The sequence below is a fragment of the Asanoa ferruginea genome, from assembly GCF_003387075.1.
Taxonomy (GTDB): Bacteria; Actinomycetota; Actinomycetes; order Mycobacteriales; family Micromonosporaceae; genus Asanoa; species Asanoa ferruginea.
This window is the reverse complement of sequence record NZ_QUMQ01000001.1, coordinates 4,846,322-4,861,172: the sequence shown is the minus strand read 5'-3', so window position 1 is coordinate 4,861,172 and position 14,851 is coordinate 4,846,322. Positions and strand designations below refer to the sequence as shown.

The following is a 14,851-nucleotide window of genomic DNA, read 5'->3' as shown; positions in this document are numbered from 1 at the left end:
AGAGCGCTCTCTGCGGGAATTCAGGCTCTATCCAGCACCAGGCTCGACACCCCCGCCGCGGCGTCGATGTCGTAGCGGTCGCGAGCCGACGACCAGCCGTCGCTCTCGATGACCGTGCCGCCGGAAATGCCGCTGCGGGCGATCCCGTCGACCACCACGGTGCCGGCGCCGCCACCGAGCCGCACCCGGGCCGGGGCGTCGCCGGTCACGTGCACCACGAAGTCGCCGGCGCCGCCGGTCATCCGGACCGGCACCGTGCCGTGCGGCTCGGGCAGGGTCAGCGAGATCCGGGCGGAGCCGGCCAGGAACTCGACCGCCGACACGTCGCCGCCGGTCAGGTCGACCTGCTCGTCTTCCGCACCGCCGCCGAAGCGCAGGTGCCAGCGGACGGCCCGGTGCAGCGTGACACCGACGGTCGCGGGGCCGGCCTGGCCGGTGCCCTCGACCAGCAGCCGCACGTCGCCACCGTCGGCGTTGACCACGGGTGCGATTCGCGAACCGTCGGGTGTGCGTACCTGATAAAGGTCGTCGTCCAGGTCGTCGAACCCCACGATCAGCGTCGTTACGCCGCTGACCTGCGTGAACGTGGCGGCGTCGAGGCCGTCGCGCGGGCCCGTCACGGTGTGGCCGACCCGGGGAGCGCTGCCGGCAGCGGGCTCGGCGGCCCAGTGCGGCCGCGGCCGGGCGGGGCCGGGTGCCGTGCACGCCGCCAGCAGCACCGCGGCCAACAGCGGGGCGACCGCTCGCGACATCCGCCTCATCGGTGTCTCCTTACCCTGGGCGTCCAATCCGGACAGGTCAGTCAAAGTCGGCCGAACGGCCGACTGGTCCCGCCGAGGCTCCCGGGCAGACTTGCGTGAATGCGCGAGACGACCCCAAGCATTCTCACGGTCAGCCAGCGCCGGTTCGCCTGGGTCGCCTTCATGGCGATCGCCATCCAGGCGCCGATCGCCGCCCGCGTCCTGCATGACGACTCCTGGCTGCTCAGCATCCTGGTCGGAATGATGATCGGGACGCTCATCCTCGTCGATGACGCCCAGCGGCACCAGCCCGCCGCCGACAGCGTCGAATAGCGGCGGGCCGGTGCCGACCGGCTAGCTGTCCCGGCCGTCCCGCGGCCGGATCACCTGGGTCTGCTCGGCCGACGGATCGTCGCCGGCCGCCGACTCGGTGACCGCCGGCAGCTCCCGGGTCGGTGTCGGGTTGGCCACGGTCGGCTTGCCGCGACCGCGCCGCGGGCTGGGAGCCGGCTCGGGCTCGGGCTCCACCGGTGCCGGCTCCATGCCGGGCACGATGTGTGCGTCCTCGGGGCGCGGGATCACCTGGGTCTGCTCGGCCTCCGTGCTGATCACGGTGGTCTGCGCCCGGTCGATCTCGGCCTGCGCGGCCGCCTCCCGCTGCGCCGCCTCGACGCGGGCGGCTTCGACCCGGGCGGACTCCTCGCGGGCCGCTTCCGCTTCGACCCGGGCCGCCTCGACCCGCGCCGCTTCCTCCGCCTCGACCCGGGCCGCCTCGACCCGCGCCGCTTCGGCCGCTGCCCGGGCCTGCTCCTCGGCCTGCCGCTGCTCGTCGATCCGGCGCCGCTCGGCGTCGGCCTTCTCCGTCTGGTAGGCCTGCGCCCGCTCGCGGATCACCGCGGACTCCGCGGCCATCCGGTCGAGCCAGCGGTCCCAGCGGCCCTGCATCGGCCGGACCAGGCCGCCGCCGACCCCGACGATCAGGATGCCGGCGATCGTCGCGAGCACGGCGATCAGCACCGGCGTGGTCACGGTGGTGGCGATGCCGACCTGGTTGAGCGCCGCGATCACGCCCAGACCCACGATGAACACCCAGACCACGGTCGCGATCAATTTGCCGTACGAGAGTCCGCCGAGCGCGCCGTTGATCAGGTCCCGCACCGCGCTGGCGATCGCGGTGGCCACCACGACGATGACGATCGCGACGAACGCCCTGGGCAGCCAGCCGACCACCGCCGAGATCAGGTCGCTGATCGGGTTGGGGCCCCAGACGCCGAAGGCGAGTTGGAGCGCGAACAGCAGGATCGCGTAGTAGGCGAGGCGGGCCAGGATGTCGCTGGCGTCGTAGCGCGAACTGGCCAGTCGCCGGCCGATCCCGGACCGCTGCACCGCCCGGTCGAAACCGACGCGGGTCAGCAAGGTGTCGACCAGCCGGCGGACGACCCGCGCGATCAGATAGCCGACCAGCAGGATCGCCAGGAACGCCAGTGCCTTCGGCACGAAGAGCAGCACTGACCGCCACATGTCGGTGAGGGCGGCACCGATGTCCATGTCAGACCTTCCGTCGGGGGTGGGTGTTCAGCCGACGGCATTACCCGAACCCGGCTCGCGGCAATCCCGGGAGCGGTCCCAAGCCCGCGCCACCGTCGTCGCGCCACTGCGCCACGCGGCGGTTACGCTGCTGGCATGTCAGGCTCCGGTGCGTCGCCGACCCCGCCCGTGTGGGCGTCGACGTCCGACGGCTGGGACCCGGGGCTGCTGGCCGTCGTCGATCTGGTGCTCGGTTCGCCGGTCGCGATGGCCTTCCTGCACGGTGACCGGCTGCGCCTGATCTACAACGACGCCTACGGGCAACTGCTGGGCGAGCGCCACCCCGACGCCTACGGCGCACCGGCGGCCGAGGCGTTCGGCGCGGCCTGGGACGGCCCGGCCGGTGCGGCGGTCCGCGAGACGCTGCACACCGGGTTCGCGCCGCGTGACACCGAGTTGCCGTCGACCGCCGACGACGAGCCCGACCCGGCGCTGCCCACCCGCGGCCTGTCCGCCGTGCGCGACGGCAGCGGCCGGATCGCCGGGGTGCTGATCGTCGCGGTCGAACCGGTCCCGGTCGCACATCGCCTCCAGGGGCTCACCGAGTTGGCCGAGGCGCTCGCCGGCACGCTCACCCTCGACGAGGTGGCCCGGGTCGCGCTGCGCTACGGCCTGTCCTCCCCCGACGTGCAACAGGTGGCGTTCGGGGTCGACGACGGCGACGACTGGCGGGTGGTCCGCCGGGTGCGCGGCGACGTGCTCGACGACGCCGACGAGCGGCTGCCGCCGGTGTGGCGCCGGATCCCGGCCGACTCGGTCGCGCCGCTGTCGGTCGCGGCCGGCGCCGGGCTCGCGCGGTTCACCGCCGACGGCCACCCGCTGCGCGAGGCCGCCCAGGACCGGCACGACGAGAAGGTACGCGCACTCGCGGCGCTCCCCCTGCGTACGCCCTCGTTGCGGGGTGCGCTGACCGTCGGCCGGCACGACCAGCACCCCTGGTCGGCCGCCGAGCGGGCGTTGCTGACCGCCGCCGGCAAGCTGGTCGCCCAGGCGGCCGAGCGGGCCCGCCGCTTCGAGAACCAGCACGGCACCGCGCAGTTGTTGCAGCGCAGCATGCTGCCGGAGAACCTGCCCGACGACCCGCGGTTCCGGCTGGCCGCCCGCTACGACCCCGGTGTCGACGGCAACGCGGCCGGCGGCGACTTCTACGACGCGTTCCTGCTCCCCGGTGGCCGGCTCGCGGCGGTGCTCGGCGACGTGGCCGGGCACGACGTGCGGGCAGCGGCGCTGATGGGGCAGGTGCGGGCGGCGCTGCGGGCGCTGGCGCTGACCGACTCGACGCCGACCAGCGTGCTGACCGGCCTTGACCGGCTGGTCGCCAGCCTGGGTGCCGAGGCCCGCACCGACGAACTGTTCGTTACCGTGGCCTACGCCGTGATCGAGCGGGACGGGCGGCTGACCGTGGCGACCGCCGGCCACCCGCCGCCGCTGGTCCGGCATGCCGACGGCACGGCCGACTATCTCGAGGTGCCAACCGGCACTCCGCTCGGGCTGGGCGGCATCCGCCGGTCGGCCGTCGCGACCCTGGCCCCCGGCGACACGCTGCTGCTGTTCAGCGACGGCGTCATCGAGCGGCGCGGGCTCGACCTGGGTGCCGGGCTGGAGAAGCTCGCGGCGACCGTGGCGGGGGCGGTGGGCGGCGATCCGCGTACCCTGTGCGCTCTTGCCTCTGCCGCCGTCGGCGGCACCACCGACGACGACGTCGCGGTGCTGGCCGTCGAACACGCGACCGCGCCGAGCCGATCGGCGGGCATGGAGATCCCGGCCGAACCGACCGCGCCGGGCCGGGTCCGGCACTGGATGTCGGCTCAGCTCACCGCCTGGAACGTGCCCGAGCAGGTGATCGGCGCGGCGGTGCTGTGCGCCAGCGAACTGACCACCAACGCGCTGCTGCACGCCGGCACGGCCGCGCGGGTGCAGGTCGACCTGAGCGCCGAGCGGCTGCTGGTCGCGGTCTCCGACAGCGGCACCCGCGGCGCGGTCAGCCGGGCCCACGCCGAGACGCTCAGCAGCCGGGGACGCGGCCTGGGGCTGATCGAAGAGTTGAGTGACGCGTGGGGCACCGACCCGGCCGTCCGCGGCTCGACGGTCTGGTTCGAGATCGGGATCCGCGCATCGAAGGGCGGCGAGCGGGGTATCGGGGTCGCATGAGCCCTCCCGCTGGCGTCCTCTTCGATGTCGACGGCACCCTGATCGACAGCACCTACCTGCACGCGGTCACGTGGTGGGAGGGCTTCCGCGCCGGTGGCCACGACGTGCCGACCGCCCAGATCCACCGGGCCGTCGGGATGGGCGCCGACCGGCTGCTCGACCACCTGCTCGGCACGGAACGCGACAAGTCGAACGATGATCTCGTACGCGCGGTGCACGCCGAGCGCTACGCGCCGTTCCTGGCCCGGCTGCGGCCGTTGCCGGGTGCGGCCAAGCTGTTGCGGGCCTGCCACGAGCGGGGCCAACTGGTGGCGCTGGCGTCGTCGGCGACGCCGACGGAGCTGACGGCGATGCGGGCCGCCCTCGACGCGGACGCGGCGATCGACGCCGCGACCTCGTCGGCCGACGCTGAGCGGACCAAGCCGGAGCCCGACATCATCGAGGCAGCGCTGCGGCTGCTCTCGCTCGACGTCAACCGGGCGGTCTACGTCGGCGATTCCATCTGGGATGTCGCCGCCTGCGCCAAGCTCGGCCTGCCCTGCGTCGCGCTCACCTGCGGCGGCACCTCCCGGGCCGAGCTCGCCGGCGCCGGTGCGGTCGCGGTCTACGAGGATCCGGCCGACCTGCTGGCCCACCTCGACGAGTCCCCGCTGACCGTGGCGTGAGCGTCACCGCCACCGCGTTCGCCATCCTCGGTGCCGGTGCCCTGCTGGCCGGCGTGCTGCCGCGGCTGCTGGAGCGCCGTCCACTGTCGATGCCGATCGCGTTCCTGCTCCTCGGGATGCTGGTGTTCGCCCTGCCGACCGGGCTGCCGACGCCCGACCCGATCCGCTTCCCGGCGATCGCCACCCACCTGACCGAGGTCGGCGTGATCGTGGCGCTGATGGGCGCCGGGCTGAAGATCGACCGGCCGCTGGGCTGGCGGCGCTGGTCGTCGACCTGGCGGCTGCTGGCGATCGCGATGCCGCTGACCATCGCCGCCGTCGCGCTGCTCGGCTGGTGGTGGGCCGGCCTGGTGCCGGCGACCGCGCTGCTGCTCGGCGCCGCGCTGGCGCCGACCGACCCGGTGCTGGCCTCCGACGTGCAGGTCGGCGAGCCGACCGACGAGGAGGACTCGGAAGACGAGGTGCGCTTCGCGCTGACCTCGGAGGCCGGGCTCAACGACGGGCTGGCGTTCCCGTTCGTGTTCGCCGCCATCCTGCTCGCGCAGCACGGCGGTTCCGGCTGGCTCACCGAGTGGTTCACCGTGGACGTGCTCTACAAGGGAGTGGTCGGCGTCGTCGGCGGGCTGGTGATCGGCAAGCTGCTCGGCCGGCTGTTCTTCCGGCCCCGGTCGGAGGCGCTGCGGTTGGCCCGGCACGCGGAGGGCTTCCTCGCCCTGGCGGCGACCTTTCTGGCGTACGGGCTGGTCGAGGTGGCCGGCGGCTACGGGTTTCTCGCGGTGTTCGTCGCGGCCCGGGCGATCCGGTCGGCGGAGCGCTCGAGCGAATACCACCAGGTGCTGCACGACTTCGCCGAACAGATCGAGCGGCTGCTGACGGTGCTGCTCCTCCTCCTCTTCGGCGGCGCCGTGGTCGGCGGGCTGCTGACCCCGCTGACCTGGCCGGCGGCGGCGGTCGCGGTGGCCCTGGTGTTCGTGGTCCGGCCGCTGGCGGGCTGGCTCTCGCTGCGCGGCGGGCCCGGGCGGCCGGCCGAGCACTGGGTGATCGGCATGTTCGGGATCCGCGGCATCGGGTCGTTCTACTACCTGGCGTACGCGACGTCGCACGCTGCGTTCCCCGGCTCGGCACTGGTCTGGGCAACGGTGGGGCTGGCCGTCGTGGTTTCTGTCGTCGTACACGGAATTGCTGCGACGCCGGTCATGGCCCTGTTGGACCGGTCCGGCGAGCGCACCGCGCTGGCGCGGGACGGCGGATGATCCAGTTCGATGCTTGGATGGACGTTCATTGTCCATCGGGGAGGGTTTTGTCGTATGGCTTCGCATCTCAACCGGCGCACCGCACTCGGGCTCGGCACGATCGCAACGGCGGGCGCCGTGTTCGGCCTGCCCGCGGTCGCGTCGGCGGCTCCCAGCGGCGGTGCCGCTTCGACCGCCGAGCCGACGCCGCTGCGGGCGGCGCGCAAGGTCGGCCGGATCTACGCCCGGGAGACCGCCTCGGCCGGAGGCAACTGGCAGGCCTATGTCACGGTCGCCGGATCCAGTGAGGTCGCGGTGTCCGACGAGCCCGACACGGTGCTCGAGGCCTACAGCGTCAACAAGATCGCGGTGGCCACGGCGGTGCTCGACAAGGTCGACCGCGGCCTGCTCACGCTCGACCAGCGGGTCGACGTGACCGCGGCGATCGTCGTGCCGGGCGGCGACGGCATCTTCAGCCTCGACGGCGCCTACCCGAGCTCGGTCACCCTGGGCCACGTGCTCGCCGCGCTGCTGACCGTCTCCGACGACACGGCGGTGCGGCTCTGCGGCCTGGTCGCGCCGGCCGCCGAGATCAACGAGATCCTGGTGGCGAAGGGCTTCCCGCAGACGCAGGTCGAGCCGGTGGCCAACCCCAACCGGTTCTTCCTCGGCCGTTCGACGCCGCGCGAGACACACGGGCTCCTGCAGGCGCTGGTCGCCGGCACGCTGCTCTCCCCCGCGTCGACCCAGGTGATCCTGTCCCGGCTGCGGGCGCCGATCGCGTTCACCGACGGCATCCGCCGCGAGATGTCGTCCGACGAGCGGCTCCGGATCGCGACGAAGGCGGGCTGGTTCGACGCCGCGCGGCACGAGGCTGGCATCATCTTCGACGGGGCCGGTGCGCCGGTGCTGACCTACGCCATCTTCGCCGACGGCCAGGCCGGTGCCGACGACTTCGGCGCCACTCACCCGGCCGTGGCGGCTCGGGCCAAGATGGGCCGGGCGTTCCTGGACACCGTCGACGCGCTGAGCGGCGACCCGGCGGTGCGGGTGGCGAAGGCGCCGCGCTACCGCCCGTCCAACGGCGGCTGATCTTCCCTTCCGGGCGGCGCGCGTTTCTCGCGCGCCGCCCGTTTTTCTGCCTCGCCTCCCTTGGTGTCTGATTCGTGCTTGAATCGGATGTCTGTCCATAAAGGGGGGTTTATGGGTACGTCGCTCAACCGCCGCACCGCACTAGGGCTAGGAACCATGGCGACCGTAGGGGCGGTGTTCGGCCTGCCGGACGGCGTGGCAGCGGCTCCGGGCGGCGATCTGGAGGACCTGCGGGCGACCCCGCTGGCGGCGGCCCGCAAGATCCGTCAGGTCTACACCAAGGAGAGCGCGGCAGCGGGCGGCAACTGGCAGGCCCTGGTCACGGTGGCGGGGTCGAGCGAGATCGCGGTGACGGACCAGCCGGACACGATGGTCGAGGCCTACAGCGTCAACAAGATCGCGGTCGCCGTGGCAGTGCTCGACAAGGTCGACCGGGGCCTGCTGAAGCTCACCCAGCGGGTCAACGTGACGGCGGCGGTCGCGGCCGGCGACAGCGACGGCATCTTCCGGTTGGACGGCGCCTACCCCAGCGCCGTCACACTGGGCCACGTGCTCTCGGCGCTGCTGACGGTGTCCGACGACGTGGCCGCCCGACTGTGCGGTGACGTCGCACCGGCTGCGGAGATCAACAAGATCCTGGTCGGGAAGGGTTTCGGCAAGACCCAGGTGCAGCTGACGGGCAACCCCAACCGGTTCTACATGGGCCGCACCACGCCGCGCGAGACCCACACGCTGCTGCGCCGTCTGGTGGCCGGCACGCTGCTGTCGCGGGCGTCGACCAACGTGATCCTGTCGCGGCTGCGGTCGCCGATCGCCTTCACCGACGGCATCCGGCGGGAGATGTCCTCTTTGGAACGCGGCCGGATCGCGACGAAGGCCGGCTGGTTCGGCGCCTCCCGACACGAGGCCGGCGTCATCTTCGACCGGGGCAGCGCGCCGGTGCTGACCTACGCCATCTTCGCCGACGGCCAGAGCGGCGCCGCCAACTTCGGCGCGACTCACCCGGCCGTGCGCGCCCGCTCCCGGATGGGCCGCGCCTTCCTCGACGCGGTCAACGGCCTGCCCGGCGACCGCAGCGTCCCGGCTGCGCGCGAGTCGTTGGCCGGCTAAGGTCCCCGGCCAGTCGTCGCCTGGGCCCGGATCGACCGGAGCGTCCGGCTCGCCTAGCCGGTCTCGCGTAGTTCGGTGACCACCGGGCGGGCCGGCTCGCCCGGGCCGATCGGCTCGGCCAGGCCGAGCAACTCCTGCCGGGCGTTGAGCAGCACCATGATCAGTTCGTCGAGGCGGGCCGGTGTCAATCCGTAGCGGCCGATCGGCAGCGCGGAGAGCACCGTAGGTGGGGTGCCCGCGTCGATCGCCTGACCGATCGTCAGCACGACCTGGTCAGGGGTGCCGCCGCTGTGGTCGAGTTGGGCCAGGAACTGGTTGGCCACCTCGACGCGGGGCATGCCGTCGGCCACCCAGTGCACGGGTGCCTCGGGCCGGGCGTAATCATTGGTGCTCACCTATCGACCATGACACAGGTGCCACCCCACCGCACAGCGGAGCGGGCTAGCGTTTGGGGTGTGCTGCTCCTGATCATGTCGGATACCCACCTGCCCATGCGGGCGAAAGACCTCCCCGCTCCACTATGGATGATGGTTGACGAGGCCGACGTGGTGGTGCACGCCGGCGACTGGGTCGACGTCGACCTGCTCGACCGGCTCGAGGCCCGCTCGCGCCGGCTGGTCGGCGTCTACGGCAACAACGACGGCCCGGCGCTGCGCGCCCGGCTGCCCGAGGTGGCCCGCGAGACCCTCGACGGGGTGCGGCTGGCCGTGGTGCACGAGACCGGCCAGGCAACCGGCCGGGAAGCCCGCTGCGCCGCCACCTTCCCCGACACCGACGTGCTGGTCTTCGGCCACTCGCACATCCCCTGGGACACGACGGCGCCGGGCGGCCTGCGCCTGCTCAACCCCGGCTCACCCACCGACCGCCGCCGCCAGCCCCACCACACCTTCATGACCGCCGAAATCACCGACGGCGCCCTGACCGCGGTGGCACTGCACCGCCTCGACCCGACCGGGTCCTAGGCACCGCCGACGCGGCACGAGCGAAACCCGGTCGCGATCGTGGCGGCAGCCAACTAGCGTCACGGGCCGTGACCCGCTTCGCCCACCTGGTGCTCGTCGACGCCAACGGCACGCCGTTGGGTGTGCTGCCGCCCTATCAGGTGCCGGTGCCGTGGTGGCAGGAGTCGGCCGATGTCGTCGACGGCGCCCGGGTGCACTTCGGCCTCGACGTGACCATCCTGCGGCTGCTCAGCGCCGACCGGCCGGCGATGCCCGGCGGCACGGTGACCTACGTGGCCGAGTGCGCGGCCGCGCCGGCCGTGGCGGTCCCGCTGGCCGAGGCCGGGGTCGACGAGGCGGCGGTGACGAGTCCCGCGGAGAACCGCGCACCCTACGCGCGGCCGGGCGGGCCCGCCGCGAGCATCGGCTGGGCCGCGGCGCGGCTGGCCGACCTGGGCTGGACGGGTGTCGCCGCGCACCAGCACCGCACCTGGAACCTCTCGGCGATCTGGCGGCTCGACGCCGCCGGGGGGCAGCGGGCCTGGCTCAAACAGGTGCCGCCGTTCTTCCGGCAGGAGGGCGCCGTGCTCCGCTGGCTGGCCCAGGCCGCACCCGGTCGGGCGCCGACCCTGCTCGCCGAGGGCGACGAGGGCCGGTTGCTGCTCGCAAACGTGCCGGGCGACGACTGGTATGGCGCCGACCTCGCCGGGCATCACCGGATCGGCGTGACCGCACACGGCATCCAACTCACCGCCGCCGGCGATCTCGACACGCTGGTCGCGGCCGGCCTGCCCGACCGGCGCGGCACGCGGCTCGCCGACTGGATCCGCCGCACGCTCGCGCCACACCTGCCCACGGTCGACGAGGTCCTCCCCGACCTCGACGAGCGGCTCGCCGCGGCCGCCGCGTGCGGCTTGCCGGACACCCTCGTGCACGGCGACCTGCATCCGGGCAACACCCGGGTCAGCGGCGACGACGATCCGGTGGTGATCGACTGGGGTGACTCGTTCGCCGGCAACCCGGTGTTCGACATCCTGCGGCTGAGCGAGCGGGTCGACGACGATGCCGCCGCCGGGCTGCGGGCGGCCTGGTCGGCGCGCTGGCGGGCGGCCGTTCCCGGCTGTGACCCCGACGGCGCGATCACCGCACTGCGCCCGGTCGCCGCGCTGCGGTCGGCCGCCGTCTACGCCGAGTTCCTCGCCAACATCGAGGAGAGCGAGCATCCCTATCACGCCGCCGACGTGCCGCACTGCCTGCGCGAGGCCCAACAGGAGGCGGGGCGGCATACCGTAGGTGCATGACCGACGTGCCGGCCCTCCGCGAACGTCTGGTCGACGTGCTGCGTGACGACGGCGGGCTCACCCGCGACGACGTGATCCAGGCCTTCGCCACCGTGCCGCGCGAGCTGTTTCTCGCCGACGGGTTCCACCTGGGCGAGGCCGGTTTCCTGCGGCCGGGTGACGACGGGTTCCTCGCGGCCGCCTACCGCAACGACGCCCTGGTGACCAAGTTCGACGACGGGCGGCCGGTCAGCTCGTCGAGCCAGCCGTCGCTGATGGCGTTGATGATCGAGGCGCTCGGCGTCGCGCCGGGCATGCGGGTGTTGGAGATCGGCGCCGGCACCGGCTACAACGCGGCGCTGATGGCCCACATCGGAGCGGCGGTGACCAGCGTCGACGTGCAGCCTGACGTGGCGGCCCGGGCGGCGGCGGCGTTGGACAGGGCCGGCGTGACCGGCGCACGGGTCCGGGTCGGCGACGGCTATCTCGGCGAGCCCAGCGGCGCGCCCTATGACCGGGTGATCGTGACCGTCGGCATCACCGGGGTGTCGCCGCACTGGCTGGCGCAGCTCGTGCCGGGCGGCCTGATGCTGGCGCCGGTCGCGCACGCGGGCAACAACCCGGTCCTGCGGGTGTGGACCCGACCCGCGGCCGGCCGCGCCGAGCCGGGGTGGCCGGCCACCGATGAGGTCTGGGCCGACGGCATCTGCGGTGCGGGCTTCATGGCCGCCGCCGGGCCGCTGGCCGCGCGCTACCCGTGGGCCCATCCGGACCCGCTCCGGGTGCCCGACGGCGTGACCCCGTCCGTCCAGATCCCGCCGCGCTGGAAGCAGCCGCTCGACGGGCTGAGCTACCACGACCTGTGGTTCGCCGTCGGCGCCTGGGACCGGCGGACCACCAGCGGCCCGTTCGACGGCGGGTCGGGCTGCGTGCTGGCCGACGACACCCGGGCCGGCGGTGCCGCGATCCGGGCCGACGGTTCGGTCATCGCGGCCGGTGCCCACGCCGCGGCATTCGCCAACGACGCCGGCATCCTGCTCGACCGATGGCTCGACGCGGGCCGGCCGGGCATCGAGCGGTGGCGGGCGCCGCTGGTGCTGGCCGGCGACCCGGCCGCGCCGATCTACGTACCCCGGGAATGGTCGTTGTTCGCCTAGAACGTGCCGCTCAGCCGGTGCCGCAGCGGGCGCCCGTCGGGGTCGTAGATCAGGCGGTAGAGCGGTAGCGCCCAGAGCCGGGTGCGCAGCGGCAGGCGTTCCGGCGAGTGCGGGCGCAACCGGCCGGGCGGCCGGGGTCCGCGCCGGCCCGAAACATGCCATGCCTCCAGCGCTTCCGCCGACGCGACCATGGCGTCGACCGCCGCCGCTGCCTCGACCGGAGCTTCCTCGCTGTCGAGGTGCTCGGCCATCAGCCGCAGCCGCAGGTCGCGGGCGTAGACGCGGGCGCCGTCACCGAGACCGGCGGGGTCGGCCGGCGCGCGGGTATCCAGGGTGGTGTCCAGCACGGCACAGGACAGCTCGCTGTCGTGCGTCCACGAACGACGGTTGAAGTTGTCGGAGCCGACGCTCGCCCACACGTCGTCGATGACACAGACCTTCGCGTGTACGTACACCGGCGTGCCTTCATGGTTTTCCAGGTCGAAGACGTGCACCCGGTCGGGCGCCGCCTCCTGGCACAGCCGCAGCGCCAACTCCCGGCCGACCTGGTTGGGCGGCAGGGCCAGCCGGCCGTCGAGGTCGGGATGGCGCGGCACGACGGCGACCAGGTGCAGGTCGGGGTTGTCGCGCAGGGCCTGTGCGAACAGCTGGGCCACCTCGGTCGACCAGAGATACTGGTCTTCCAGGTAGATCAGCCGGCGGGCGCGGCGGATCGCCTTGACGTAGCCGCGGGCCACGGTCCGCTCCCCGTCCGGCGCGAAGGGATAACGCGGGCGGACGGTCGGATAGGTGCGCAACACCTGCACCGCGTGCGGGCCGACCGCCTCGGCCGCCGGAGCCCGCGGCGGCAACGGGTCGGCCTCGAGGTCGGCGTGGCTCAGCCGGTCGCGCACGTAGGCGAGCGGGTTCTGGATGTCCAGCGGCATCGGGTCGTCCCAGCGCTCGCGGAACACCCGGTCGAGCACGTCGACCACCGGCCCGCGCAGCTTGAGCTGCACGTCGTGCCAGGGCGGGCGCGGCCCGTAGGCCTTGGCCATGGCTATCGGCTGTGGGTCACCGAGGTGACTCGCGTCGTCGCGGCGGCTGTGGCACAGGTCGATGCCGCCGGCGTAGGCCACATCGCCGCCCGGCCGCCGGACCACCACCAGCTTCTGGTGGTGCGAGCCGCCGCGCCGGACCCGCTGGTCGAGCAGCACCTCGCCGCCCGCGGCCTCGACGTCGTCGCCCAGGTGCCGGTTCTCCTCCTCGCTGTATTGCAGCTTGTCGAGGTGGGAACGCCACATCAGCCCCTTCACCACCACGCCCCGCTCGGCGGCGCCGGCGAACAGGTCGGCGACGGTCGGGCCGTCGGGCAGCAGCCGCTCGTCGGGATCGCCGCGCCAGTCGGTGAAAAAAAGGTGGTCACCCTTCTCCAGCGCGGCGACGGTGTGCACGAGATCAGCGAAGTAGGTCGCGCCGTGCACCAGCGGCTCGCATTGATTGCCTTCGGTCCAGGTGGGTAGGTCTGAGGCGGGATTGCCGCGCTCCGACCTGGTGAGAAACCAGTCCTCCATCGGCATCCGTGGGTCTTTTCCCAGGTCGCCCGATGTTCACACCTGTGGCGCAAGCTCAGGGACGGCACGACACGTTGACACAGAACCGCCGAGGCTGGCGCGAAACCGCGATTTCTCTCCGCAACGGCGCGCCTACCGTCATTGTCGAAGGACGGCAGGTAAGGAGGCCCCGATGAGCAGCGAGTCCATCTCCCCCGAGTCGGAAAGCCGCACCCGGGAAGCCAACAGCGAACAGGGCCTGCTCGTCGCCGTCTTGATAATGGTCATTCTGGGCGTGATCGCGATTTTCCTGGTCACGGCCTGAGAGGCCGCGCGCTCCGGACGGGGGGACGGCCGGAGCGCGCGGACTCGGCTCAGGGGCGGTCGCCCTCGCCCGCGGAGTGCGGGAGACGAGCCGCCGGGATGACGCCGAGGCGACCGGCCTGGTAGTCCTCGAACGCCTTGACCAGCTCGGCGCGGGTGTTCATGACAAACGGGCCGTAGTGCGCGACCGGCTCGCGGATCGGCTCGCCACCCATGATGTAGAGGTCGAGCGCCGGGGTGTGCGAGTCCTGCTGTAGGTCGGCGGTGAAGCGCAGCGCGTCGCCGGGACCGTGCACAGCGAGCTGGCCGGTGTGGATCGGGCGCTTGTCGGCGCCGACGGTGCCACGGCCGCCGAGCACGTAGAGCAGGGCGTTGAAGTCGGCCCGCCACGGCAGCTCGACCTCGGCACCCGGCTGCACCGTCACGTGGGTGATGGTGATCGGGGTGTGCGTGCTGCCCGGGCCCGCGTGGCCGTCGACCTCACCCGCGATGACCCGGATCAGGGCACCGCCGTCGGGCGTGGTCAGCAGGGCCGACTCCTTGCCCCGGATGTCCTGGTAGCGCGGCGGGTTCATCTTCTGGGCGCGGGGCAGGTTGACCCAGAGCTGGAGGCCGTGGAACAGGCCGCCGCTCATCACCAGGTGCTCCGGCGGAGCCTCGATGTGCAGCAGGCCGGAACCCGCCGTCATCCACTGGGTGTCACCGTTGGTGATCGTGCCACCGCCACCGTTGGAGTCCTGGTGGTCGAAGATGCCGTCGATGATGTAGGTCACCGTCTCGAACCCGCGGTGCGGGTGCCACGGCGTTCCCTTGGGCTCGCCCGGCGCGTAGTCGACCTCGCCCATCTGGTCGAGGTGGATGAAGGGGTCGAGGTCGGTCATGGCCACGCCGGCGAACGAGCGGCGGACCGGGAAGCCCTCGCCCTCGAAGCCACTCGGCGCGGTGGTCAGCGACTTGACCGGCCGGAAGGCCGTGGTGGCCGGGTCGAGGCGGGGCAGGCGGGGCAGGACGAGAACGTCTTCGACGGTGACGGCAGGCAT

General features: G+C 73.1%; 14 protein-coding genes and 1 pseudogene. 10 read left to right on the top strand and 5 right to left on the bottom strand.

Annotated elements, in window-relative coordinates:
• Window positions 1-20 precede the first annotated feature (20 nt).
• Window positions 21-761 (bottom strand): hypothetical protein, encoded by a 741-nt coding sequence (locus DFJ67_RS22880; protein WP_147315574.1) that lies wholly within the window; start codon window positions 759-761, stop codon window positions 21-23.
• A gap of 99 nt (window positions 762-860) precedes the next feature.
• Here DFJ67_RS22880 and DFJ67_RS22875 point away from each other — a divergent pair, with 99 nt between their 5' ends.
• Entirely contained in the window at window positions 861-1,073 is a 213-nt protein-coding gene (locus DFJ67_RS22875; RefSeq protein ID WP_116069870.1) for a hypothetical protein, read from the top strand.
• Window positions 1,074-1,470: 397 nt separating this feature from the next.
• Here DFJ67_RS22875 and DFJ67_RS43930 read toward each other — a convergent pair.
• A pseudogene (locus DFJ67_RS43930) lies at window positions 1,471-2,288 on the bottom strand (mechanosensitive ion channel family protein); the annotation flags it as partial.
• Between the two features lie 135 nt (window positions 2,289-2,423).
• Between DFJ67_RS43930 and DFJ67_RS22865 the strand changes: the two are divergent.
• The 5 genes from DFJ67_RS22865 to DFJ67_RS22845 all read left to right on the top strand — a co-directional run bounded on the left by DFJ67_RS22865 (window position 2,424) and on the right by DFJ67_RS22845 (window position 8,577).
• On the top strand, window positions 2,424-4,478 hold the full coding sequence (locus tag DFJ67_RS22865) for an ATP-binding SpoIIE family protein phosphatase (protein WP_116069868.1): 2,055 nt from the start codon (window positions 2,424-2,426) through the stop codon (window positions 4,476-4,478).
• Window positions 4,475-5,143, top strand: coding sequence for an HAD family hydrolase (locus tag DFJ67_RS22860; protein ID WP_116069867.1), 669 nt, complete (start codon window positions 4,475-4,477; stop codon window positions 5,141-5,143). The genes DFJ67_RS22865 and DFJ67_RS22860 overlap by 4 nt, the downstream gene beginning before the upstream one ends.
• Window positions 5,140-6,396, top strand: coding sequence for a cation:proton antiporter (locus tag DFJ67_RS22855; protein ID WP_116069866.1), 1,257 nt, complete (start codon window positions 5,140-5,142; stop codon window positions 6,394-6,396). Before DFJ67_RS22860 ends, DFJ67_RS22855 begins: the two co-directional genes overlap by 4 nt.
• 54 nt (window positions 6,397-6,450) lie before the next feature.
• Complete coding sequence (locus DFJ67_RS22850) at window positions 6,451-7,467, top strand: serine hydrolase (RefSeq protein ID WP_116069865.1); 1,017 nt, start codon at window positions 6,451-6,453, stop codon at window positions 7,465-7,467.
• A gap of 156 nt (window positions 7,468-7,623) precedes the next feature.
• Entirely contained in the window at window positions 7,624-8,577 is a 954-nt protein-coding gene (locus DFJ67_RS22845) for a serine hydrolase (RefSeq protein WP_239097380.1), read from the top strand.
• Window positions 8,578-8,630: 53 nt separating this feature from the next.
• On the opposite strand, the gene DFJ67_RS22840 is transcribed toward DFJ67_RS22845, so the two are convergent.
• On the bottom strand, window positions 8,631-8,972 hold the full coding sequence (locus DFJ67_RS22840) for a hypothetical protein (protein ID WP_116069863.1): 342 nt from the start codon (window positions 8,970-8,972) through the stop codon (window positions 8,631-8,633).
• Between the two features lie 60 nt (window positions 8,973-9,032).
• Between DFJ67_RS22840 and DFJ67_RS22835 the strand changes: the two genes are divergently transcribed.
• The 3 genes from DFJ67_RS22835 (at window position 9,033) to DFJ67_RS22825 (ending at window position 11,955) form a co-directional block, all read left to right on the top strand.
• Window positions 9,033-9,539, top strand: coding sequence for a metallophosphoesterase family protein (locus tag DFJ67_RS22835; RefSeq protein ID WP_116069862.1), 507 nt, complete (start codon window positions 9,033-9,035; stop codon window positions 9,537-9,539).
• 68 nt (window positions 9,540-9,607) lie between these two features.
• A complete protein-coding gene (locus DFJ67_RS22830) occupies window positions 9,608-10,819 on the top strand; it encodes a phosphotransferase family protein (RefSeq protein WP_116069861.1) in 1,212 nt (403 codons plus the stop codon).
• A complete protein-coding gene (locus tag DFJ67_RS22825; RefSeq protein WP_116069860.1) occupies window positions 10,816-11,955 on the top strand; it encodes a protein-L-isoaspartate O-methyltransferase family protein in 1,140 nt (379 codons plus the stop codon). Before DFJ67_RS22830 ends, DFJ67_RS22825 begins: the two co-directional genes overlap by 4 nt.
• Here DFJ67_RS22825 and DFJ67_RS22820 read toward each other — a convergent pair.
• The gene (locus DFJ67_RS22820) at window positions 11,952-13,514 is read right to left on the bottom strand and encodes a phospholipase D family protein (RefSeq protein ID WP_116069859.1); all 1,563 of its coding nucleotides are present in this window, start codon (window positions 13,512-13,514) and stop codon (window positions 11,952-11,954) included. The two genes, DFJ67_RS22825 and DFJ67_RS22820, sit on opposite strands and share 4 nt — an antisense overlap.
• 166 nt (window positions 13,515-13,680) lie before the next feature.
• Here DFJ67_RS22820 and DFJ67_RS44395 point away from each other — a divergent pair, with 166 nt between their 5' ends.
• A complete protein-coding gene (locus DFJ67_RS44395) occupies window positions 13,681-13,812 on the top strand; it encodes a hypothetical protein (protein ID WP_275407680.1) in 132 nt (43 codons plus the stop codon).
• Between the two features lie 49 nt (window positions 13,813-13,861).
• Here DFJ67_RS44395 and DFJ67_RS22815 read toward each other — a convergent pair whose 3' ends face one another.
• The gene (locus DFJ67_RS22815) at window positions 13,862-14,851 is read right to left on the bottom strand and encodes a pirin family protein (protein WP_116069858.1); all 990 of its coding nucleotides are present in this window, start codon (window positions 14,849-14,851) and stop codon (window positions 13,862-13,864) included.

Bases quoted from the DNA above. Each gene is read 5' to 3' on its own strand.
- DFJ67_RS22880 (WP_147315574.1), bottom strand. From the start codon at position 761: ATGAGGCGGATGTCGCGAGCGGTCGCCCCGCTGTTGGCCGCGGTGCTG.
- DFJ67_RS22875 (WP_116069870.1), top strand. From the start codon at position 861: ATGCGCGAGACGACCCCAAGCATTCTCACGGTCAGCCAGCGCCGGTTC.
- DFJ67_RS22860 (WP_116069867.1), top strand. From the start codon at position 4,475: ATGAGCCCTCCCGCTGGCGTCCTCTTCGATGTCGACGGCACCCTGATC.
- DFJ67_RS22815 (WP_116069858.1), bottom strand. From the start codon at position 14,851: ATGCCTGCCGTCACCGTCGAAGACGTTCTCGTCCTGCCCCGCCTGCCC.
- DFJ67_RS22845 (WP_239097380.1), top strand. From the start codon at position 7,624: ATGGCGACCGTAGGGGCGGTGTTCGGCCTGCCGGACGGCGTGGCAGCG.
- DFJ67_RS22820 (WP_116069859.1), bottom strand. From the start codon at position 13,514: ATGCCGATGGAGGACTGGTTTCTCACCAGGTCGGAGCGCGGCAATCCC.
- DFJ67_RS22865 (WP_116069868.1), top strand. From the start codon at position 2,424: ATGTCAGGCTCCGGTGCGTCGCCGACCCCGCCCGTGTGGGCGTCGACG.
- DFJ67_RS44395 (WP_275407680.1), top strand. From the start codon at position 13,681: ATGAGCAGCGAGTCCATCTCCCCCGAGTCGGAAAGCCGCACCCGGGAA.
- DFJ67_RS22850 (WP_116069865.1), top strand. From the start codon at position 6,451: ATGGCTTCGCATCTCAACCGGCGCACCGCACTCGGGCTCGGCACGATC.
- DFJ67_RS22825 (WP_116069860.1), top strand. From the start codon at position 10,816: ATGACCGACGTGCCGGCCCTCCGCGAACGTCTGGTCGACGTGCTGCGT.